The following is a 21,529-nucleotide window of genomic DNA, read 5'->3' as shown; positions in this document are numbered from 1 at the left end:
GGCGAAGCGTGTTAGCGGCGCGTATCCGGTTCGTCATCATGGGACGCGCGATATTCGCTGGCGAGCGCGATGATCTGCCTTGCCCGCGCCGGGTGGCAGATCAGAATGTCGGGCACGACGACATCGGCGCGGTTGTAGCGAAGCGCCGCCCCGTCAAGGCGGGAGCAATGCAGACCGGCTGCCTGTGCGACGGCGACGGGCGCGCAATTGTCCCATTCCGACTGCGCACCGGAGTGCAGATAGGCGTCCGCCTCGCCCATGATGACGGCAGCGGTCTTCGCGCCCGCCGAACCGATATGAACGAGCGTGCCGCCAAGCCTCTCGGCGGCGAACGCCGCGACCGGCGCGGGGCGGCTGCGACTGGTGGCGATGCGCAAGCGGGCGGCTTCGCCCGTCAGGGGGCGCGTCTGGTCCGACCGCAGGACGATGTCGCGGGCGGGCAGGGCGACGGCACCGAGCGTCGCTTCGCCATCGATACTGAGCGCCACATGCACGGCCCAGTCGTTCCGGCCCGCCCGATATTCCCGCGTGCCGTCGAGTGGATCGATGATCCATACGCGCCTCGCGGACAGGCGCGCCGCGCTGTCGGTGCTTTCCTCCGACAGGACGGCGTCGTCAGGGCGGGCCGTGCCGAGCGCAGCCAGAATGGCGTCGTTGGCGCGCGCGTCGCCGGCAGCGCCGAGGGCACCGCCGCTCAATCCCGACGATGCGCGCAGGTCCACAAGCAGTGCGCCTGCCCGTATGGCGAGATCGGCGGCCAGATCTTCGTCTGTCATGGGGAAGTCTTGGCGTTTTTCAGGCTGACGGTCTAGGTTCCGAATTCCACGCAAATGAAGGGGAGAAAGATCATGAACCTTGGCGCGTTTTCGACGAGCCTGGCGGTGAAAGATCTGAAGGCGTCTGAGGCATTTTACGAAATGCTGGGCTTCACGCCAATTGGCGGCGACGGGGAACATTATCGGATCATGAAAGGCCCGACGGCGGTGATCGGCCTGTTTCAGGGTATGTTCGAGGGTAACATCATGACGTTCAATCCGGGGTGGGATGAGAACGGCGAAACGGTCGAAGGCCATACCGATATTCGCGAAATCCAGGCGAAGCTGAAGGCGGCGGGCGCGGTGTTCGAAAAGGAAGCGGACCCAGACGGGACGGGACCGGATAGTTTCACCATGCTGGACCCGGACGGCAACACGATCCTGGTCGATCAGCACATCTGACACCGAATCCTTTTAACAGGATGGACGGGCTTTCCCGCGCCGCCTAGCCATGAGCGTGAAGGAGATCGCGCGTGTCAAAGCGGTTCGAGGGAAAGTCCATCATCGTCACCGGCGGCGGGTCCGGCATCGGTGCCGCATCCTGCCGCCTGTTCGCAGAGGCGGGCGGCAAGGTCCTTGTTTGTGACAGGACCGAAGCGGCGCACGATACCGCGGCCACGATCCGGGAGGCGGGCGGCATCGCGGCGGCGCGCGTGATGGATGCGGGTGTCGAGGCCGATGTGCAGGCGATGGTTGCGGCGGCGGTCGACCTGCACGGCGGACTGGATGTGTTGTTCGCCAATGCGGGCATTTCCGGCGGGCGCGAATCGATCCTGGAAGCGGATGAAGCGCTTTGGGCCGAAACGCTGCGCGTAAACCTTATCGGTCCGGCGCTGGCGATTAAGTATGCCGCGCCAGTGATGGTGGAGGCGGGCGGCGGCGCGATCATCTGTACGGCATCGGTCGCGGGGATCAATTCTGGTGCGGGGTCGTCGCACTATTCCGCCTCGAAAGCGGGTGTCATGAGCCTCGTAAAGACGGCCGCCCAGCAACTGACCGGGTCAGGTGTGCGGGTGAACGCGATCTGTCCGGGCGTCATTGAAACGGGAATGACGAAGCCGGTTTTCGATTATGCGCGTGAAGCCGGAAAGCTGGCAAAGATCGGCCGGATCAACCCGCTGCAACGTGCGGCGCAGCCGGAAGAGATCGGGACCGTGGCGCTGTTTCTGGCGTCGGACGACGCATCCTATCTGAACGGACAGAGTATCGCCGTCGATGGCGGATTATCCTCTTCGCATCCCGTGACGCGCCAGCTGTTCGGGCAGGTGGCGGTATGAGCCTGCCGCGAATTCTTGCCGGGCGCGAACCTGTCAAAGGCGGCTATCGCGCCGTGATCCCGGACGCATGGCTGCAGGGCCGCACGGCCTATGGCGGTCTGTCCGCGGCCATGGCGTATGCGGCGGCGCGGGATGCGGACGCGGACCTGCCGCCGCTGCGGTCGGCGCAGGTCAGTTTCATCGGGCCGCTGGCGGGGCCGGTGACGGTAACGGCGGCAGTGAAGCGGCGCGGCAAGAATGCGGCGTTCGTGACCGCGGAAATACACGGTGAAAACGGCCTTGGCCTTGCGGCGACATTCGTTTTCATGCGGGAGATGAAAAGTCATGTCGAACTGACCGGGGGCACGGCGGCGCCCATCTCCTCGCCGCCTGGTCCCGCACGGCCGGTTGAACACGCAACGGCACCGAGATTCCTGCATAATTTCGATATTGCGCAAGTGGATGACTGGCCGGACCGGGGCAGCGCGGACGTCTTGCGCTGGTTCCGCACCAAGGACCGCGACGGCCTGGACCCCATGACGGAGATGATGCTGATCGGTGACGGCCTGCCGCCCGCAGCGATGGCGCTCATGACGAAGCCGGTGCCGGTGTCGTCGCTGACGTGGATTTACAATCTGCTGACGCCGGCACCGGTCAGCGCGGACGGCTGGTGGCTGCTGCGCGCGACGTCGGACCATATCGAACATGGCTGTACCAATCAGGACATAATGGTGTGGAACGCGGATGGCGCGCTGGTGGCGCGCGGGATGCAGTCGATTGCTTTGTTCGGGTGACGTCCCTGGCGGGGATGGTGCGCCGCCTTGGCTGCGCCAGGGGGATGACCCGGATTTTTCTTTCGGGCGATCAGGCCGCTTGCCTCGGACACCGAATTTGATCATCCCGGGCGCAGTCGAGGGACGCACGGAGACAGCAAGATGACCATCACAGCCACAGACCCCGCCAAACATGGGCTTGACCCTGAGCGCCTGATGCGGGCGGATGCGTTCCTGAAAGAGAAATATATCGACACCGGACGGTTTCCCGGGACGCAATTGCTGGTCAGCCGGAATGGCGAGCCTGTGCATTTTTCGACCCAGGGGTCTTTACGCGAAGATGGCGTCCCGCTGGCGGAGGATTCGCTGTTTCGCATTGCCTCCATGACGAAGCCGGTGACATCGGCGGCGTTCATGACACTGTTCGAGGAAGGGCGCGTGCAGCTGGACACGCCGGTCGCCAGGGTGCTGCCGGAACTGGCGGAGGTCGGCGTGCTGGCGGGCGGCGGGTCGGGCGTGCCTTTCCTGACCGAGCCGGTGACGCGGCCGATGCAGATGGTCGACCTGCTGCGGCATACGGCGGGCTTCACCTATAGTTTCCAATATCGTTCCGCCGTCGATCACGCGCATCGAGAGCTGAAGCTGGAAAATACGCACGGCAATTTCGACCTGGATGGGTTCGTGCGGGAACTGGGAAAGCTGCCGCTGGAATTCTCCCCGGGGGATGCGTGGAATTATTCGGTCGCGACAGATGTGCTGGGCGCGGTCGTGCAGCGGCTGGCCGACAAGCCATTGGACGAGGTGTTTCAGGAGCGCATTTTTGCGCCGCTCGATATGGTGGACACCGGATTTTTTGCGCCGCCTGAAAAGCATGACCGGCTGCCGGATTGCTGGTTTGTCGATCCGGGGAAAGGGAAACGGCTGTTCGATAGCCGTGCGAAAAGCGCATGGGGCGCGAAACCGACGCTGCTGTCGGGCGGCGGCGGGCTGGTCTCGACCAGTGCGGACTATCACCGCTTTGCCCACGCCTTTCTGAACGGCGGCGAACTGGACGGCGCGCGCATCCTGAGTCCGAAGACGGTGGCGCTGATGACGTCCAATCATCTGCCCGGCGGCGCCGACCTGACACAGATTTCGCGCTCGCTGTTTTCCGAAGCGAATAATGAAGGCGTTGGCTTCGGGCTGGGCTTCTCCGTCACGATGGCGCCGCACCGGTCGCTGGTCCCCGGCAGTGTCGGCGAATATGGCTGGGGCGGGTATTTTTCGACCGCGCTGACGATTGACCCGGTCGAGAAGCTGATCGTCATCTTCATGACGCAGGTGGGGCCGTCGATGCAATATAATGTCCGGCGCGAACTGAAGACGATCATTCACGGCGCGATGACGGAAAGCTATGCATAGATTGTGAGGGGACACGCGGTGCGTCGCCCGGCTGCGCTCGGGATGATGAGGCCCTGTGTCCTGAATTGATGAAATTGGGGAGGTGCCCTCTCTGCCCCCCGATATGCCATAGCTGAATTTCATCATCCCGAGCGCAGCCGGGGGACGCAATGTCCACGCTGCAAGATCAGCAATTTCGGAGACCATCATGACCAGCCCCGTCCGCACCGAACTTCACGACGACGTTCTCGTCGTCATTTCCGACAATCCCCCGGTGAACGCCCTGGGCGCGGCCGTGCGGCAGGGCCTGAAGGACGGGATCAAGGAGGGACTGGCCAATGACGGGGTGAAGGCGATCGTCATTCGCTGCGACGGGCGCACGTTCCATGCAGGGGCGGATATTACCGAATTCGGCAAGCCGCCCATGGGACCGAGCCTGCCTGACGTGCTCGACGAGATGGAGCGCGCGCCGAAGCCGACCATTGCCGCCATTCACGGCACGGCGCTGGGCGGCGGGCTGGAGGTGGCGCTGGCCTGCAATTACCGCATCGCGGTGCCATCGGCGAAGCTGGGCGTGCCGGAAGTGAAGCTGGGCCTGCTGCCCGGCGCGGGCGGCACGCAAAGACTGCCGCGTGTCGTGGGCGTCGAGCAGGCGCTGGAGATGACGGTGTTCGGCAATCCGATATCCGCAAAGGCGGCGGAGGCGTCGGGGTTGGTCGACAGGCTTGTCGAGGACGATCTGGCAGGCGCGGCGATCGCCTTTGCCCGGGAAGTTGCGGCAAAGGGCGATCATCCCGTATCGTCAGCGCGGACCGACAAGCTGCCAGATGCCGCCGCGATCGACGGCATTTTCGAAGCGTTCACGCAAAAGAACGGCCGCAAGATGCGCGGCTTCGATGCGCCGGCGGCGAACATGCGCTGTGTCCGTGCCGCTGCCGAAATGCCCTATGAACAGGGTGTCAAGGTCGAGCGCGAGGAGTTTATGAAGCTGATGACCGGCGACCAGTCGAAGGCGCAGCGGCATCTGTTCTTTGCCGAACGGCAGGCCGCCAAGATTGACGACGTGCCAAAGGACACGCCGCTGATCGACATAAAAAAAGTTGGCATCATCGGCGCGGGGACGATGGGCGGCGGCATCGCCATGAATTTCCTGTCGGCGGGTATTCCGGTGACGACGCTTGAAATGTCGGATGACGCGCTGGAGCGCGGTCGCGGGGTCGTCGGCAGGAACTATGCCGGAAACGTCAAGGGCGGCCGCATGACCGAGGCGCAGGCAAAGGGCGCGATGGACATCTGGACGGGGACGACCGATTATGCCGACCTTGCCGATTGCGACCTGATCATCGAGGCGGTGTTCGAGTCGATGGACGTGAAGAAGGACGTGTTCGGGAAGCTTGACAGCCACGTGAAACAGGGCGCGATCCTGGCCTCCAACACCTCATATCTGAACATTGATGAGATCGCCGCCGCGACGAGCCGCCCGGACGCGGTCGTTGGCATGCACTTCTTTTCGCCTGCCAATATCATGAAACTTCTGGAAGTGGTGCGCGGCGCGAAGACGTCGGATGCGGTGCTGGCGACGGTGATGGCGCTGTCGAAGAAGATCGGCAAGGTCGCCGTGGTGGCGGGCGTCTGCGACGGCTTTATCGGCAACCGGATGCTGAAACCGCGTCAGGTCGAAGCCAACAAGCTGATTATGGAAGGCGCGAAGCCGTGGGACATCGACCGCGTGTTTGTGGAATTCGGGTTTCCGATGGGGCCATTCCAGATGTCCGACCTCGCGGGTCTCGACATTGGGTGGCACCGCGATGAAAGCCGCATCGAGACGCTGCGCGACGAGCTGTGCGCCGCTGGCCGCTGGGGCCAGAAGACCGGCAAGGGCTTTTACGATTATGACGATTCGCGGCGGGGATCGCCATCGGACGAGGTCGAAGCCTTGATCGCCAAATGGGCGGAGAAGGAAAGCAGGCCGCAGCGCCATGTGCCCGACGAGGAAATCCGCGAACGCTGCCTCTACACCATGGTCAATGAAGGCGCGTTGATCCTGGAAGAGGGCATGGCGCAGCGTGCGTCCGACATCGATGTGGTCTGGATCTACGGCTATGGCTGGCCGCGCTATACTGGCGGCCCGATGATGTGGGCCGACCTGACGGGGCTGGACGTCATCGTCGCCGGTCTGGAAAAACACGCGGCGGAAATGCCGGAGTGGCCGTTGTCGCAAATGCTGAAGGACAAGGCCGCGAAGGGCGAGACGTTCAATTGAGCGTCTCCTCCTTACCCGTCGGCGAAGGACGCGAATGGGGTGCCGTTCAATCTGCGATCATGGCGAAGCTGACGCGGCAGGCGCTCGACCTTGCCGAATGAAATAGGGGTCAGCGCCGCCGTGATGCGATAGGACGATAGGCGACCAAAGGATGGAGCGCCAAAATGCCCGATATTGATCTCGACAGTTTCCGCGCCGAGACGCGCGCCTGGCTGGAGGAAAACTGTCCCCCGGAAATGCGCACGCCCGCGGCGTCCGACGACGATCAGTGCTGGGGCGGACGAAAATTCACGTTCCAGTCCGAGGCGCAGAAACTGTGGCTGGAGCGGATGGCGGCGAAGGGCTGGACGGTTCCCGACTGGGCACCGGAATATGGCGGCGGCGGACTGTCGCGCGCGGAAACGCGTGTGCTGCATCAGGAAATGGCGCGCATCAAGGCGCGCAGCCCGCTCAGCAGTTTCGGCATTTGGATGCTGGGTCCTGCGCTTTTGAAATACGGAACCGAAGATCAGAAGCGTGAGCATCTGCCGCCCATCGCGCGCGGTGAAATCCGCTGGTGCCAGGGCTATTCGGAGCCGGGCGCGGGCAGCGATCTGGCGGGCCTGCAAACGCGGGCGGTGAGCGCAACTGACGAGGGCGGCGATTATTACATCATCAACGGCCAGAAGGTCTGGACCAGCTATGCCGACAAGGCGGACTGGATCTTCTGTCTGGTCAGGACCGATCCCGAGGCGCCCAAGCATAAGGGGATCAGCTTTATCCTGTTCGACATGGACCAGCCGGGGGTCGAGCCGAAGCCGATTCGGCTGATTTCCGGGTCCTCGCCCTTTTGCGAGACATTCTTCACAGATGCGCGGGCGGAGAAGAAGGACCTGGTCTATGAAGAGAATAAGGGCTGGGACGTCGCGAAATATCTGCTCGGTCACGAACGTGAGATGATTTCCGGCATGGGTCATGGCGGCGGCGGCAAGACGCTGCCGCAAATGGCGCTGGACTCCGTGGGAGTGGGGGCGGGCGGGCGCCTGGCCGATCCCCTGATGCGCGCGGAAATCGCGATGTTCGAGGTGCGGGCGGCGGCGTACCGCGCGCAGGCTGAGCGATTTAACGATGAGTGGAAGGCGGGCCGGATTAATCCGGCTGTGTCTTCCATGATGAAATATTACGGCACCGAGCTTAACAAGCGCCGCAATGAGCTGGCCATGCAGGCTGGGGGCACTGGTGCGCTGGAATGGGAGTCTGAAGAGTCGAACGGCGGCAAGAGCGCGCGCGACTGGCTGCGGTCGAAGGGAAATTCGATCGAGGGCGGGACGAGTGAGATTCAGCTGAACATCGTGGCGAAGCGCGTGCTGGAATTGCCCGGTTAGACGCGCGGAAGACTGTCATCCCGGCGAAGGTCGGGATCCCTCTCCCACCATATATGCGGATGGAGATTGCCGGAGATGGATTCCGGCCTTCGCCGGAATGACGAAAGTATCTGGATATGCCCCTCTACCTTACCGATGATCAGGACATGCTGCGTGACAGCGCGAAGGGTTTTCTCGCTGTAAAAGCGCCCGTTGCACATCTGCGGAAGCTGCGCGACGCGGATGACGCCGCCGGTTATGACCCGGCGCTGTGGAAAGAATGCGCAGAGATGGGCTTCACGTCGATCCTGATACCGGAAGCCGAGGGCGGCCTGGGTCTCGGCCATGTCGAGGCGGGCGTCGTACTGGAAGAAATGGGGCGCAATCTGACACCATCGCCGATGCTGCCCACCGCCGTCGCTGCCGTTGCGGCCCTGAAGAAAGGCGGCGCGCAGCACCGGGACAAATGGTTTCCAAAGATCGCATCGGGCGATGCGACCGTGGCGCTCGCCATCGACGAGGGGGCGAAGCACGACCCGGCGGCGACGGCGATGCGCGCCGAACGCTCCGGCAATGGCTTCAAGCTGTCGGGGCGCAAGCGGTTCGTCGTGCAGGGGCATACCGCCGACATGCTGATCGTCGCGGCGCGCACGGCGGGCAGTGCGGGCGAGAGCGACGGCATCACATTGTTCGCCGTGGAGAAGGGCACCGCGAAAATGACGGCGGATCCCCGGCGGCTGGCGGATTCGTCCTTTGCCGCCGTGGTGGAGTTTGATGGTGTCGAGCTTGATGCCGACGCGGTGATCGGTGAAGTCGATGCGGGGTGGGCGCCGCTGACCGCGATGCTGTGCGCCGGCCGTGCCGGGGCGAGCGCCGAGCTGCTTGGTGTCGGGCAGGGGACGACGGACCAGACAATGGCGTACATCAAGGAGCGCAAGCAGTTCGGCGTTATCATCGGTACGTTCCAGGCGCTGCAGCACCGCGCCGCGCATCTTTATGCCGAGCTGGAGGTCGCGCGCGCCGCGACGCTGAAAGCGCAGCAATTGCTGGATGACATTGTCGACGAGAAGAGCGCCGACAGAGCGCGCCGCGCCGTTCATACGGCGAAGGCGATGACGGGACTGGCGACGACGCTGGCGGTTCAGGAGGGCGTACAGATGCATGCCGGCGTGGGGATGACCGATGAATATGATGTCGGGCTGTACATGAAGCGCGCCCGCACGCTGGCGGAACTGTTCGGGGACACCAATTACCATGCCGACCGGCTGGCATGTGAAGCAGGTTATTAAATTATGAAACTGGCCCTGTCCGCGTTCTGGCGGCCCGCACTGGAGCCGCGGCTTCCCGGCGATGTCGAGGCAGCGTGGTTTCACGATGTCGATAGTGCCATGGAAGCGGTCAAGGGCGCGAAGGCTGCGGAGCTGGATCTTCTTTGCGGGCCAGACGCGTTTACCCGCATTCTTGAGGCCGGACAGAATCTGGAGTGGATCGCCTGCTGCTTCGCCGGGATTGATCGCTATCCGGCGGAATATATCCAGCAGCGCGGACTGATCTTCACCAACGGCGCCGGCGTCACCGCGGTTCCTGTTGCAGAATGGGCGGTCATGGGCGTCTATGCGCTTGCCAAGGGATTTGCCGATGTGGTCCGCATGCACGATCGCCGGGAGTGGCGGGAAATCCCCTATGGCACAGTCGAGGTGTCATCGTCGAAAGTGCTGCTGATCGGCTATGGCCATATCGGCAAGGAAATCGCGCGGCAGCTGCGCGGAGTCGGCGCGGATGTGACGATTGTGCGGTCGAGGGCGGATCATATGACAGGCGCCCTCGGCCCCGATGACTGGCGGCCACGGTTGGCGGAATTTGATTTCGTCATTCTGGCCGCGCCGGGCACGGAGGAAAATCGCGGCATGATTGGCGCGGACGAACTGCGCGCGATGAAAAAGGGCGGACATCTGATCAATATCGGTCGCGGAAGTCTGGTCGATCAGCAGGCATTCGTGGCGGCGATGGCGGCGGGCGAGATTACCGGCGCGCTGCTTGACCCCACCGAGCCGGAGCCGCTTCCACCGGGCGATCCCCTATGGACCGCCGAGCATACCATCATCACATCGCACCTGTCCGGCCGCAGCCAGACAAGCATGCCGGACAGGGTGAGCGATTTGTTCCTGGATAATCTCACACGCTTCCGCGAGGGCGATGCGCTGGTGAATCTCGTCGACTTTGGCCGGGGGTATTAGCCCCGTCGAACGAGGCGTCTAATCCGAAACCTGTTGTGCGGGGGGGCGCTGGCCTGAGCGCATATTTTCAAGATTGCGCTGCTGGCGGACCATCATGCGGTCGAGCAATTCCATGCGATTGCGGGCGCGCTCCATCTGCTGACGCACGCGCGCCTCGCGGTAGGCAAGGGCGGCGGCGAAGGCGCGGCGGTCCGATGACGACAGCTTTTCATATGCCGTCAGCATGCGTTCATGAGCACGCGCATGATCGCGCATCACAAGAGTCCGCTCCGCCCGCTGCGCCTCTGCGATGGCATTCACGTCGAGTTCCTCGGCTGACAGCAGCTGAAGGACACGGGCGCGGGCGCGGCTGACGGCCTGGTCATGGCCAGGCGCATGTTGCCGTGTCATGGCCGCGGCGAGGATGGCGCGGCCCTCCTCGGACAGGCCGCCAAAGGGCTGCTGCGCAGCAGCAGGCGCGCCGATGGCCAGGCCGATCAGCGCAGCGAATATCAGATGCGTCTTCATGGCAAGAACATCTCCTCTTCAGGGCGCGGTGTGAAGACGTGACCGACCATGAACAAATCATCGTTCGGTTCATCGAGGCTAAAGCCGCCCGCCGCCAGCTCTTCATTCAATGCGGCCAACCTTGTGCCGCCATCGGTCGCACGCCGCGGTGCGCCAAAGGGCGTCGGCGCAGCGGGCGCGGCCGCAGTCGCCATATCGGGAATTTCGACATCGGGAACTGCGATATCGGAAACGGCGATATCGGCGGCCATAGGGTCGGAAGGTGGAATATAGGCGGGCGGGATGCCGGGAACGACACCGTCGGAGGTGCTGGCGAATGCGAGCTCCTGCGGGGCGGCTTCGCGCTGAACCGGCGCGGGCTCGGCTGCTGCCAATTCAACGCTGTCAGCGGGAATGGACGGCGACAGGGGAGACTGTCCGCCAACAAACATGACGCCGGCGACGGCCGCCGCCATGCCGCCGCCGATCAGCGCGGCGGGAAACCAGCGGCGATCATTGGCGGCTTCGGGGATATCCGCGACGCGCGCCGATGCCAGTGCGCGCTCGGCGGCGACAATCGCCACATGCTCGGCAATCAGCGGATGACGGTCCGCCGTCGCCCAGCGGGTCAGCAGCGCATCGATGGCTTCCGGTGTCGGTGCCGGTGCTCGAATATCAGGCGGCGTCTTCATGCCTCCAGCTCCTCTTTCAGCGGCGCAAGCCGCCGTGCCAATTCCGCCCGCGCACGTGCGAGCAAACCTTCGATTGCTTTTGGCGTGGTGTCCAGCGCCTCGGCAATCTCGCTCATCGTCGCCCCGTCGCCGTAAAACAGCGTGATCGCTGCCCGCTGGCGTGCGGGGAGTTCCATAACGGCGGCATTTACGCGGCGATCGCGCATCATGTCCCCGGTTGCATCCTCCGGCCCGGCCTCGTCACTGGCCGCGTCGTGAATCTCGTCAATATCCTCTACGGGCTTCATGGCCCGCTTGCGATCGATGCAGCAATTGACGACGATACGGCGGAACCATGTCGAGACCTTCGCCCGTTCAGGGTCAAACCGGTCGGCTGTTTTCCACAGCTTCACCAGGGCGGTCTGCACCGCATCCTCGGCCTCGGCACGGCTGCCCATGACCTTCATCGCCGTGCCCAGCGCCGGACCATAAAGGGTCTGCGTCAGGGCCCGGAACGCCCCATCATCCCCCGCGGCCACGTCAGCCATGAGCGAAGATGGGTCGATGGGTGAAGGACGTGTCATCACCTGCAACATCGCAAGGGTTACGGGCAAAATAAAGGCAGTCCCCCGCGCGCTTCAGCGCAAATCGGCCCAGCCGCTTCCCGCCCGCCCTTCGGGCACCCTCCCCCGCAAGCGGTGGAGGGGACCCTGGGTTTACTGTTCCCGCAGTTTTTTCTGGTTCACTTCCCAGGTCTGGCCCTTGCGTATCAGCGCGCCGAGGTCGACGACCTTGCCGGCGCTTTCCTTCGCGTTTTGGGTGACGACGTCCTGTTCGAAGCTGGGCTTTGGATCGCAGTAGATGACGCCCAGCGCGACGGGCATGGTGGGATGGCGCATTTCGACGAGCATCTGGGCGAGGGTGCGGTTTTTCTCGTCATGGGCAAGGACGCCCGCAGCTTCCCAGTCGCCGTCCACGACATCGACGATTTCGAGGTGTAGATCGTCGCGGTTCAGCTTCAGGCCCTTTTCGCCCTTGGCGAACAGCATCGGCTCGCCGTGGGTTAGCCAGATCTGCGTATTGGCGCTGTCCTTCTTGTTGGTGAAGGGTTCGAACACGTCGTCATTATAGACGATGCAGTTCTGGTAGAGTTCGACGAAGCTGGCGCCCTGGTGCGCATGGGCGCGTTTCAGGATGTCGGGCATCTGTTTTTGCGCCGTGTCGATGCAGCGGGCGAGGAAACGCGCGCCTGCGCCCAGCGCAAAGGTGCATGGTTCGGCGGGCGCATCGACGCTGCCATAGGGCGTTGAGGGACTGCGCGTGCCGATGCGGGACGTGGGCGAATATTGCCCCTTGGTCAGGCCGTAAATCTCATTGTTGAACAATAGCACCTGGCAATCGAGATTGCGGCGCAGCAGGTGCAGCATGTGGTTGCCGCCAATACTGAGCCCGTCGCCGTCGCCGGTGATGATCCAGACATCGAGATCGGGATTGGCGAGCTTCACCCCCGTCGCCAGCGCGGGCGCGCGGCCGTGGATCGTGTGAAAGCCGTAGGTTTCCATATAATAGGGGAAGCGCGAGGAGCAGCCGATGCCGGAGATGAACACCGTGTTTTCCGGCCGTGCGCCCATTTCCGCCATGGTGCGCTGTACGCCCTTCAGGATGGCATAGTCGCCGCAACCGGGGCACCAGCGGACCTCCTGGTCGGTGGCGAAGTCGTTGGGTTTCAGCTTGGTGGGGGTCATGTCGTTCATTGGTTTGCTCCAGCTAAATCTGCTACCCGCTCAGCGCCTGAATGACGTGCATATTTGGAAGGTTGTCCAAAACAATCTCGACATAAATCATTACTCGTGGCGAGATGCTCCAACTCGTAAACGTATAGTTCCGGAAAGTCGTTCTCACACTTCACCAACATTCCTGTAACTTTTACGCAAACAAATATGCCACCTTCCTCAATGCTGCCGGAAGATTTAGGAAGTACCTTGGAAGATTCTGCAATCCGAAGATTTGCAACTGTTTTCCAGTCTGTTGGGTACATGCCATTCTGCCTAAGGCGAACGCTCTTCCCATGGCGACCCCATCCTGGCTCCATGATTCCGTCCGCGCCTTTCAGTTTTTCCGCGCTGTCATATTCACAAAGAGGTTCGTATTCGAGATACCCCCTGCTCTCCAGCTCCGCCTCGATTTCATCACAACCAGATAGCCAGATTGATGCCGAAAGGGCGACTATCAGCCAGATGTTCAACGCTATATCCCCCCAATCGCCGCTTCGATCTCGGCAATCTTGAACGGCTGACCTGACACCTTGTTCAGCGGTTTCGCGTCGACGAGGAACTGATCCCGCAAAACAGTCTTCAATTGGCCGGTATTCATTTCCGGCACCAAAATCTTTTCGAAGCCCTTCAGCAGCGGGCCGAGGTTTTTCGGCATGGGCCAGATGTGGCGGATGTGGAGGTGGGCGACGTTCCTGCCCGCTTTCCGCGTCTTTTTGACGGCCTGATGGATGGGGCCGAAGGTGCTGCCCCAGCCGACGACGACCATGTCGTCATCGGGGCCGCCGAGTTCGAAGCCCTGATCGGGGATGGAGTCGGCGACGCCCAGCACCTTGTTCTGGCGTGTGTCGGTCATCTTCTGGTGGTTGTCGGCACCATAATCGATATTGCCGGTTTCGTAGTTTTTTTCGATGCCGCCGATGCGGTGCATCAGGCCGGGTGTGCCGGGCCTGATCCAGACGCGGGCGAGCTTTTCGTCGCGCTTGTACGGGCTGACGGTTTCGCCCTCATAGTGCGTCACCGGATGCGCGGTGAAGTCGGACATTTCGGGCACCGCCCACGGTTCGGCGGCGTTGGCGATATAGCCGTCGGTCAGGATCATGACGGGGGTCATATACTGGGTCGCAATGCGGCACGCCTCGATGGCGACCTCAAAACAGTCGACCGGGCTGCGCGTTGCGAGGATGGGCATCGGCGCGTCGCCGTTACGTCCATAGAGCGCCTGGTAGAGGTCGGACTGTTCGGTTTTTGTGGGCAGGCCTGTTGAAGGTCCGCCGCGCTGGCTGTTCACGATGATGAGCGGCAATTCGGTCATCACGGCGAGGCCCATCGCCTCGCCCTTTAATGCGATGCCGGGGCCGGAGCTGGAGGTGACGCCAAGCTGGCCGGCATAACTGGCACCGATGGCGGCGCAGATGGCGGCGATTTCGTCCTCCGCCTGGAATGTGGTGACGCCGAATTCCTTCAGCCGCGCGAGGGTGTGCAGCAGCGGGCTGGCGGGGGTGATCGGGTAGGAGCCAAAGAAGAGCGGCAGGTCGACGAGGCTGGCACCGGCGACGAGGCCAAGCGACAGGCTCTCACCGCCCGTGACGGTGCGATAAAGGCCGGGTTCGACTTCGGCCGCGCCGACATGATAGCGGCCCAGGCCCTGCTGCATCTCCGCCGTTTCGCCATAGGCATGCCCGGCATTGAGGGCGGCGGCGTTGGAAAGCGCGAGTTCGGGCTTCTTCGCGAATTTCGTGTTCAGCCAATCGATGATCGGCTGGCGGTCGCGGTCGAACATCCAGAGGACGAGGCCGAGGGTCCACATGTTCTTGGACCGGAGCGCTTCCTTATTGCCGAGGCCGAATTCCTTCACCGACTCCAGCGTCAGCGCGCTGATGTCGAAGGCGACGAGCTGGTAATCCTTCAGGCTGTCATCCTCGAGCGGATTGGCTTCGTAACCAGCCTTTTTCAGGTTGCGCGCGCCAAATTCTCCGGCGTCGGCGATGATGAGGCCGCCGGGTTTCAGCGCTTCGAGATTGACCTTCAGCCCCGCGGGATTCATCGCGACGAGGATATCGGGGGCGTCGCCCGCCGTCTCGATCGCGTCCGATCCGAAATTGATCTGGAAAGCGCTGACGCCGAAGGTCGTTCCCTGCGGCGCGCGGATCTCTGCCGGGAAGTCGGGGAAGGTCGCAAGATCGCTGCCCGCAAGTGCGGTGGACAGCGTGAACTGCCCGCCGGTCAGCTGCATGCCATCCCCGGAATCACCGGCAAAGCGGACGGTGACCGCTTCGCGTTCGCGGGCGGCGGGGGATTCTTTCAATCGCGTTGCCAAATGATCGGCCTCTTCATAATTCCGGCGCTTCCTTTCGGAGGCGCAACTTTTCCCAGTTGAACAGTCGTTCTATGCGCGGCTTCGTGCGGCGGCAAAGAAAGAATTGCTAGGGCATGGGCAACCCGGCGAGCACCATCATCGAGCGGGCGTGGCGGTGGGCGAGTTCAAGACGCTCGTCATCGCGGCCATAACCGCCGCCCATCGTGCTGGCGAAGGGCAGGCCGGCGCCGATGCACATGTCGCGAATATAGGCATCGCGGGCCTGTAGCCCCGCGTCGGTGAGCGACAGGCGGCCAAGGCGGTCGTCTTCATGCGGGTCGACGCCTGCCTGATAGAGAATGAGGTCGGGACGGAAACTGTCGAGGGCGGCGGGCAGGTGGCTGTCCATGGCGGCGAGATAACCGGTATCGCCAAGCCTGTCGGGGAGCGACACGTCGAGGCTGGAGCGGGCCTTGCGGACCGGGAAGTTGCGTTCCGCGTGAAAGGACAGCGTGAACACATCCGTGCGGCCCGCGAGGCAGACGGCGGTGCCGTCGCCCTGATGCACGTCCATGTCGATGACCATGATGCGCCTGGCATGCCCCTCCGCCAGCAGGCGGTTCGCGGCCACGGCAAGGTCGTTGAAGACGCAATAGCCCGCGCCGCTGTCCGGCAGGGCATGGTGCGAGCCGCCCGCGCCATTGGCCGCGAACCCGGTGTCGAGCGCCAGCCGTGCCGCCAGATATGTGCCGCCGACCGCGAGCCGGGACCGGCGCGCGACGCGCTCTGTCACCGGAAAGCCAATGCGGCGCTGAATTTGCGGGTCGACCGTTTGGGTGAGGACGGCCTCCACATAATCGGGGGAATGCACGGCGGCGATCCAGCCTGCGTCCATTGGACCCGGCATCTGCATGTGCGGCGCGATCCGCATCTGTTCGAATGCGGTGATCAGAAGGCCGTATTTGTTCATTGGAAAGCTGCTGCCCGCCGGAAGCGGGGCGACATAGTCGGGGTGGTGAACGAGGGGGAAGGTCACAGACGTGTCTTTTAGCTTTTCGCCCGGGCTTGTGGAGGGGTAGGGGCGTGCGTGTGACAAATGCGCAGCCTTCCTCACATCCAGCGTCCCGCATCGACCCGCGCCTGATCTGGGCGATTGCGCTCCCCGCGATGGCGACGAATGTGGCGACGGCGCTGATCGGGATTGGCGATATCTGGGTCGTGGGGCGTCTGGGCGATGTCGCGGCGCAGGGGGCGGTGGATGTGGGCGCGAAGCTGTTCGCCCTGCTGTTCACGGTCATGAATTTCCTGAAGACCGGCACGACGGGCCTGGTGGCGCAGGACCGGGGGACGGCGTCGGCGCAGGCGGAAACGCTGGTGCGCGCGGTCATCATCGGACTGGTCATCGCGGCGGGGCTGCTGGCGCTGAAGCCGCTGATCGTGCCGCTGGGGGTCGAGGCGCTGGGCGCGGAGGGCCGCGTGGCGGAGGCGGCGCGGACCTATATCGATATCCGCTATTGGGCGGCGCCGGCGGTGTTCGCCAATCTGGCGTTCATGGGCCTGCTGATCGGGCGGCGGCAGATGCGCGCCGTGCTGGTGATCGAAGTGCTTTATAATGCGGCGAATATCGTGCTGGGCCTGCTGTTCGTGCTGGTCCTCAACACGGGCATTGCCGGGATCGGCTGGTCGAGCCTGATCGCGGAATATGGCAAATTGCTGATGGTCGCCGTTTACGCGCTGCGCGGGGAGACGGCACGGCATGTCCGCCGCGCGCTCGCGGACAAAGGCGCGCTGGCGTGGGCGAAGTTCCGGCCGCTGCTGGCGCTGAACGGCGATCTGTTTCTGCGCTCGCTGATCCTGGCGCTGGCGATCGCGTCGCTGACCCGCGTGGGCGCGGGCTATGGCCCGGTGCCGCTGGCGGCCAATGGTATCCTGTTCCAGATCTTCATCTTTTCCGCGCTGCTGATCGATGGGTTCGAGAATGCCGCGCAGGTGCTGAACGGGGAGCGGTTCGGCGCGCGTGACCGGGCCGGGTTCATGAAGTCGATGCGCATGATCCTGTGGCGGGGGCTGGCGGTGTCGGCGCTGGTGGCGGCTTTCTTCGCCGTGCTGGGCGGGCCGATCCTGCGCAGTTTCGCGGCGACGCCGGAGGTGGCGGCATTCGCGCAGGCGCATCTGATCTGGCTGGTGCTGGTGCCGATGACGGGCGTGATCAGTTTTGTTTTCGACGGCGTGTTCATCGGCGCGAGCTGGACGCGCGCGATGTTGATGAGCATGGCGGCGGCGGCCTGCGTCTATGCCCTGTCGATCTGGCTGAGCGCGCCGATGGGCAATCACGGCCTGTGGATGTCGTTCAACATCTTCCTGCTGGCGCGCGCGGGATTTCAGGCCCTCCTTATTCCGCGGCTTGCGGCGCGTACGATGGCAGATAGGGTTGACCGCGAAACATGACGCCAATGGAGATCATCCGATGACGAAGCCCTTTGTTCGCCCCGACGTGCAGGGCGTGCTCGGCATGCTGACCGCGCAGGAAGGCCCGCCGATGCACGAGACGCCGCCGGAGGTCGCGCGGCAGATGCTGCTGGCGATGACGACCCTGGCCGAGATGCCGCGCGGGGAACTGGCGCGGTGCGAGGATTTCACGATTTCGTCCGGACACGGTCACGACATTCCCGCGCGCATCTATCAGGCGAAGGCCGGCGGTGAGGCCGGACCTGTCATGACATTCTACCATGGCGGCGGCTGGGTCATTGGCGATCTGGATACGCATGACAGTTTCTGCGCGGAGGTCGCGCGCCTGCTGGACATGACGGTGGTCAGCGTGGATTACCGGCTGGCGCCTGAGCATCCGTTCCCGGCGGCGGGCGAGGACTGTATCGCGGCGACGAAATGGGCCGCGTCCGGACCGGCGGAGATCGGTCATCCCGTGACGGGGATCGTGCCATGCGGTGACAGCGCGGGCGGGAATATGGCTGCTGTCGTCTGCCAGGAGTTGCACGGACAATTGCCTGTACCGATTATCGCGCAGTGGCTGATCTATCCCGCCGTCGATATGGCGGCGGCGACTGGTTCCATGGTCGATTTTGCGGAAGGGTATCTGCTGACGAAAGACGGCGTGGACTATTTTATGCGGCATTATCTGGGCGGTCAGGATGCGGCCCAGGCAAAGGCAAGCCCGCTGAATGCCGATCTGACCGGACAGCCGCCCGCGCTTGTGTTCACCTGCGGCCTCGACCCCCTGCGCGATCAGGGCCGTGCCTATGCCGGGAAGCTGATCGCGTCGGGTGTCCGCACAATCTTTCGCGAGGCCGAAGGGCAAATCCATAGCTGTATCACGCTGCGCATGGCGATCCCGAGCGCGCAGGCCGATATCGAGGCATGTGTCCGCGACCTGAAATTCCTGCTGTCGGAGGCACAGTGAACGAGGCGATTGCGAACGTGCCGAGACACCCGAGCGGCCTGCCCTACCGGCCCTGCGTGGGAATCATGCTGATCGCTGCGGACAGCAGGGTGTTCACGGCGCGGCGGCTCGATAATCCGGCGGATTACTGGCAGATGCCGCAGGGCGGGATCGATCCTGGTGAAGACCCGCAGACCGCCGCTTTGCGTGAACTCAAGGAAGAAACCGGACTGGGACCGGACAAGGTCGATGTTCTGGGCACCAATCAGGGCTGGCTAAGTTATGACCTGCCGCCTGAACTGCTCGGTAAGATCTGGAAGGGACGTTATTGCGGGCAGGTGCAGAAGTGGTTCGCCATGCGCTTCACCGGGCAGGATACGGACATCGATATCGAAACGGAACATCCCGAGTTTGCCGAATGGCGCTGGGCAGAGCCAGGCACGCTGCCGGAGAAGATCGTGCCGTTCAAGGTCAGGCTGTACGAGGATGTTTTGAAGGCGTTCACGCGTTATTTCTAGGGCGAAAGTGCTATCGACACGTCATTCCGGCGCAGGCCGGGGTGACGCACCTAGCGTTTCTAAATCGTGACCACGATTTTTCCAAAGTGCCGCTGGCTTTCCATGCGGCGAAAGGCATCGGCGAGTTTTTCGAGCGGGTAGCTGCTGTCGATCACGGGTTTGATGTTGTAACGGTTCGGGTCGCCGATCATGTCGAGCTGGTGCGCGCGGCTGCCCACCGTAATGCCGCTCATCGTCAGGTTGGACGAGAAGAAGGCGGCGGTCGGCACTTCGCCGGAAATGCCGGTCAGCACGCCGATCATCGAGATGTGCCCGCCGATACGGCATGCGGCGATGGACTGAGGCAGGGTTCCGGGGCCGCCGATCTCAACGACTTCGTCGACGCCGATACCGCCGGTGAGTTCTCTGGCCTTTGCGCCCCAATTGGGCGTGGTCTTGTAGTTGATGATGTGATCGGCGCCGAGAGCCTTCACGCGTTGAAGCTTCTCATCGGATGACGAAGTCTGGATGACCTTTGCGCCGACGCTTTTCGCCAGCGACAGCGCAAACATGGAAACACCGCCGGTGCCCTGAACCAGGACCCAGCTGCCCGCGCGCACAGATCCTTCGACGAACATGCCGCGAAATGCAGTGAGCGCGGCGCAGGGCAGCGTCGCGGCGTCTTCGAATGAGAAGCCAGCGGGCATTTTTGTAAACGCGGTCTGCGGCATGGCGACGAGTTCCGCTGCGAAACCGTCGACATGATCGCCAGGGACGCCGATCAGTTTTTGCAGTTCCGGACCACCATCCTGCCAATTGGGAAAGAACAGCGACATGACGCGGTCGCCCACGGCAAAATCCGTGACGCCGTCGCCAAGGCCGACGACTTCACCAGCGCAGTCGGACAGCGGAATGCGGCCGCCGGGCGTGGGAATACCGCCGGTAACGACGACATAGTCATGAAAATTGAGACTGCTGGCGCGCACGCGGACCAGAACCTGCCCGGGGCCGGGCGCCGGGTCGGGGCGTTCCTCGGCGATCAGATGATCGAGTCCGCCGGGCTTTTTCAGTATAATGACCTTCATGCTCACGTGCCCCCTATGTTCATCACTTAGGCCAAACTGCGATCAGATGCGCCGCCATCAAAACGGACAGGAGGAGCGACAGCAGCATCATGCCGTGCCATGGAAACAGGCCGACCTTGAACCCCTCCGGTTTTCGCCGGACACCAATCATGCTGGCGACGAGCCCGACGATACCTGCGCCAAAGAGCCATAATGTCGCTTCGAATCCCATGGCTCGTCACATAGGCGCGGGTGCGTTAGGATGCCAATATATCACCCCCAAACCGGAGTTTTGACAATGATCCGTTCCCTATTGTTCGCAACCGTTTCGCTGGGCCTTCTGGCCGCATGTACGCCGCAGGCCGATATGGCCGAGGAGGATATGGCAAGCGAAGACACAATGGCCGCCAAAGGCGATGACATGACGGCAGGCACGGTCGATTATGGCCCGATCCTGGCCGGTGAGCATCGTAGCGACGAGAACCGTGCGCGCGACAGGTATCGCCGCCCGGCAGAGACGCTTGCCTTCTTTGGCCTGGAGCCCGGCATGACCGTCGTTGAAATTGGACCCGGCGGCGGTTGGTACACCGAAATTATCGCGCCTGCCGTTGGTCCCGAAGGCAGGCTGTACGCCGCGCATAACGACCCCGCGTCGAGCGAACGCGCCGCGGCGGGTGTGGCACGCTTCGCGGAGAAGCTTGCGGGGAGCGATGCTTATGCGGGAACCGAATTGGCCATATTCAGCGGCGGTGAGCTGAACACACCGGACGGCGCGGCGGATATGGTGCTGACCTTTCGGAACGTCCATAACTGGTACATGGGCGATGTCGCCGAAACGGCGTTTTCGAGCTTTTACGATGCGCTGAAACCGGGCGGAGTGCTGGGCGTTGTCGAGCACCGCCTGCCGGAAACATCGGACGACGAATTGCAGAAGACCAGCGGCTATATGAAGCAGTCCGCGGTGATCGCCATGGCCGAAGCCGCCGGTTTCAAACTCGTGGAGGCGAGCGAGATCAACGCGAATCCGAACGATACGGCGGATTATCCAAAGGGCGTCTGGACGCTGCCGCCGCGCTTTGCCGAGGGCGAAACCGACCGTGCAAAATATGCAGCGATTGGCGAGTCGGATCGCATGACGCTGAAATTTGTGAAACCCGCCGCCTAAGATGCGGGTTTGACGGCAGTTTCTGGCCGTGACGGTGTTCGCCGTCACGGCCTGAATTGCATGTGCGTCCGTCTTTGTGCGTGCAGGGTAAAGGCCCCATCACCCCGAGCG

General features: G+C 63.2%; 22 protein-coding genes. 12 read left to right on the top strand and 10 right to left on the bottom strand.

Annotation, left to right across the window (positions count from 1 at the left end; all coding sequences use genetic code 11):
• Nucleotides 1–11: 11 nt before the first annotated feature.
• Entirely contained in the window at nucleotides 12–776 is a 765-nt protein-coding gene (locus tag KCG44_RS10945; RefSeq protein WP_218446123.1) for a 3'(2'),5'-bisphosphate nucleotidase CysQ, read from the bottom strand.
• Between the two features lie 72 nt (nucleotides 777–848).
• Between KCG44_RS10945 and KCG44_RS10940 the strand changes: the two genes are divergently transcribed.
• The 8 genes from KCG44_RS10940 to KCG44_RS10905 all read left to right on the top strand — a co-directional run bounded on the left by KCG44_RS10940 (nucleotide 849) and on the right by KCG44_RS10905 (nucleotide 10,067).
• A complete protein-coding gene (locus tag KCG44_RS10940; protein WP_218446122.1) occupies nucleotides 849–1,217 on the top strand; it encodes a VOC family protein in 369 nt (122 codons plus the stop codon).
• A gap of 71 nt (nucleotides 1,218–1,288) precedes the next feature.
• The gene (locus tag KCG44_RS10935) at nucleotides 1,289–2,092 is read left to right on the top strand and encodes an SDR family NAD(P)-dependent oxidoreductase (protein ID WP_218446121.1); all 804 of its coding nucleotides are present in this window, start codon (nucleotides 1,289–1,291) and stop codon (nucleotides 2,090–2,092) included.
• Complete coding sequence (locus tag KCG44_RS10930; RefSeq protein WP_218446120.1) at nucleotides 2,089–2,865, top strand: acyl-CoA thioesterase; 777 nt, start codon at nucleotides 2,089–2,091, stop codon at nucleotides 2,863–2,865. The genes KCG44_RS10935 and KCG44_RS10930 overlap by 4 nt, the downstream gene beginning before the upstream one ends.
• 141 nt (nucleotides 2,866–3,006) lie before the next feature.
• A complete protein-coding gene (locus KCG44_RS10925; protein ID WP_218446119.1) occupies nucleotides 3,007–4,245 on the top strand; it encodes a serine hydrolase domain-containing protein in 1,239 nt (412 codons plus the stop codon).
• A 187-nt stretch (nucleotides 4,246–4,432) separates the two neighbouring features.
• Nucleotides 4,433–6,487, top strand: a complete 2,055-nt coding sequence (locus KCG44_RS10920; protein ID WP_218446118.1) for a 3-hydroxyacyl-CoA dehydrogenase NAD-binding domain-containing protein — start codon at nucleotides 4,433–4,435, stop codon at nucleotides 6,485–6,487.
• 164 nt (nucleotides 6,488–6,651) lie between these two features.
• On the top strand, nucleotides 6,652–7,851 hold the full coding sequence (locus tag KCG44_RS10915; protein ID WP_218446117.1) for an acyl-CoA dehydrogenase family protein: 1,200 nt from the start codon (nucleotides 6,652–6,654) through the stop codon (nucleotides 7,849–7,851).
• A gap of 116 nt (nucleotides 7,852–7,967) precedes the next feature.
• Nucleotides 7,968–9,119 (top strand): acyl-CoA dehydrogenase family protein, encoded by a 1,152-nt coding sequence (locus KCG44_RS10910; RefSeq protein WP_218446116.1) that lies wholly within the window; start codon nucleotides 7,968–7,970, stop codon nucleotides 9,117–9,119.
• A gap of 3 nt (nucleotides 9,120–9,122) precedes the next feature.
• The gene (locus KCG44_RS10905) at nucleotides 9,123–10,067 is read left to right on the top strand and encodes a D-2-hydroxyacid dehydrogenase (protein ID WP_218446115.1); all 945 of its coding nucleotides are present in this window, start codon (nucleotides 9,123–9,125) and stop codon (nucleotides 10,065–10,067) included.
• Between the two features lie 18 nt (nucleotides 10,068–10,085).
• Here the strand turns inward: KCG44_RS10905 and KCG44_RS10900 are convergent, their stop codons facing one another.
• From KCG44_RS10900 to KCG44_RS10870, 7 genes are all read right to left on the bottom strand, one after another.
• Nucleotides 10,086–10,574 carry a hypothetical protein gene (locus KCG44_RS10900; protein ID WP_218446114.1) on the bottom strand — a complete coding sequence of 163 codons (489 nt, stop codon included), beginning with the start codon at nucleotides 10,572–10,574 and terminating at the stop codon, nucleotides 10,086–10,088.
• Complete coding sequence (locus KCG44_RS10895) at nucleotides 10,571–11,245, bottom strand: hypothetical protein (protein WP_218446113.1); 675 nt, start codon at nucleotides 11,243–11,245, stop codon at nucleotides 10,571–10,573. The genes KCG44_RS10900 and KCG44_RS10895 overlap by 4 nt, the downstream gene beginning before the upstream one ends.
• Nucleotides 11,242–11,808: an RNA polymerase sigma factor gene (locus KCG44_RS10890; protein WP_218446112.1), complete on the bottom strand. Its 567-nt coding sequence runs from the start codon at nucleotides 11,806–11,808 to the stop codon at nucleotides 11,242–11,244. The genes KCG44_RS10895 and KCG44_RS10890 overlap by 4 nt, the downstream gene beginning before the upstream one ends.
• A 132-nt stretch (nucleotides 11,809–11,940) precedes the next feature.
• A complete protein-coding gene (locus tag KCG44_RS10885) occupies nucleotides 11,941–12,978 on the bottom strand; it encodes a 2-oxoacid:ferredoxin oxidoreductase subunit beta (protein WP_218446111.1) in 1,038 nt (345 codons plus the stop codon).
• Nucleotides 12,975–13,469 carry a hypothetical protein gene (locus tag KCG44_RS10880; protein ID WP_218446110.1) on the bottom strand — a complete coding sequence of 165 codons (495 nt, stop codon included), beginning with the start codon at nucleotides 13,467–13,469 and terminating at the stop codon, nucleotides 12,975–12,977. The genes KCG44_RS10885 and KCG44_RS10880 overlap by 4 nt, the downstream gene beginning before the upstream one ends.
• 2 nt (nucleotides 13,470–13,471) lie before the next feature.
• Nucleotides 13,472–15,304 carry a 2-oxoacid:acceptor oxidoreductase subunit alpha gene (locus KCG44_RS10875; RefSeq protein WP_255536486.1) on the bottom strand — a complete coding sequence of 611 codons (1,833 nt, stop codon included), beginning with the start codon at nucleotides 15,302–15,304 and terminating at the stop codon, nucleotides 13,472–13,474.
• A gap of 118 nt (nucleotides 15,305–15,422) precedes the next feature.
• Nucleotides 15,423–16,331: a histone deacetylase family protein gene (locus KCG44_RS10870; RefSeq protein WP_369411970.1), complete on the bottom strand. Its 909-nt coding sequence runs from the start codon at nucleotides 16,329–16,331 to the stop codon at nucleotides 15,423–15,425.
• A gap of 47 nt (nucleotides 16,332–16,378) precedes the next feature.
• On the opposite strand from KCG44_RS10870, the gene KCG44_RS10865 reads away from it, so the two are divergent.
• The 3 genes from KCG44_RS10865 to KCG44_RS10855 are packed head-to-tail and all read left to right on the top strand — an operon-like array spanning nucleotide 16,379 to nucleotide 19,210.
• Nucleotides 16,379–17,743, top strand: coding sequence for an MATE family efflux transporter (locus tag KCG44_RS10865; RefSeq protein WP_218446108.1), 1,365 nt, complete (start codon nucleotides 16,379–16,381; stop codon nucleotides 17,741–17,743).
• A gap of 19 nt (nucleotides 17,744–17,762) precedes the next feature.
• A complete protein-coding gene (locus KCG44_RS10860; protein WP_218446107.1) occupies nucleotides 17,763–18,713 on the top strand; it encodes an alpha/beta hydrolase in 951 nt (316 codons plus the stop codon).
• On the top strand, nucleotides 18,710–19,210 hold the full coding sequence (locus KCG44_RS10855; protein WP_369411969.1) for an RNA pyrophosphohydrolase: 501 nt from the start codon (nucleotides 18,710–18,712) through the stop codon (nucleotides 19,208–19,210). Before KCG44_RS10860 ends, KCG44_RS10855 begins: the two co-directional genes overlap by 4 nt.
• 59 nt (nucleotides 19,211–19,269) lie before the next feature.
• Here KCG44_RS10855 and KCG44_RS10850 read toward each other — a convergent pair whose 3' ends face one another.
• Both KCG44_RS10850 and KCG44_RS10845 read right to left on the bottom strand, forming a co-directional pair.
• Nucleotides 19,270–20,274: a zinc-dependent alcohol dehydrogenase family protein gene (locus KCG44_RS10850; protein WP_218446105.1), complete on the bottom strand. Its 1,005-nt coding sequence runs from the start codon at nucleotides 20,272–20,274 to the stop codon at nucleotides 19,270–19,272.
• 22 nt (nucleotides 20,275–20,296) lie between these two features.
• Nucleotides 20,297–20,485 (bottom strand): hypothetical protein, encoded by a 189-nt coding sequence (locus tag KCG44_RS10845; RefSeq protein ID WP_218446104.1) that lies wholly within the window; start codon nucleotides 20,483–20,485, stop codon nucleotides 20,297–20,299.
• Between the two features lie 69 nt (nucleotides 20,486–20,554).
• Here KCG44_RS10845 and KCG44_RS10840 point away from each other — a divergent pair, with 69 nt between their 5' ends.
• Nucleotides 20,555–21,418 carry a class I SAM-dependent methyltransferase gene (locus KCG44_RS10840; RefSeq protein ID WP_439651447.1) on the top strand — a complete coding sequence of 288 codons (864 nt, stop codon included), beginning with the start codon at nucleotides 20,555–20,557 and terminating at the stop codon, nucleotides 21,416–21,418.
• Nucleotides 21,419–21,529 lie beyond the last annotated feature (111 nt).

Source organism: Pacificimonas pallii, from assembly GCF_019204005.1.
GTDB classification, from domain to species: domain Bacteria; phylum Pseudomonadota; class Alphaproteobacteria; order Sphingomonadales; family Sphingomonadaceae; genus Pacificimonas; species Pacificimonas pallii.
This window is presented reverse-complemented; position numbering and strand designations above follow the sequence as displayed.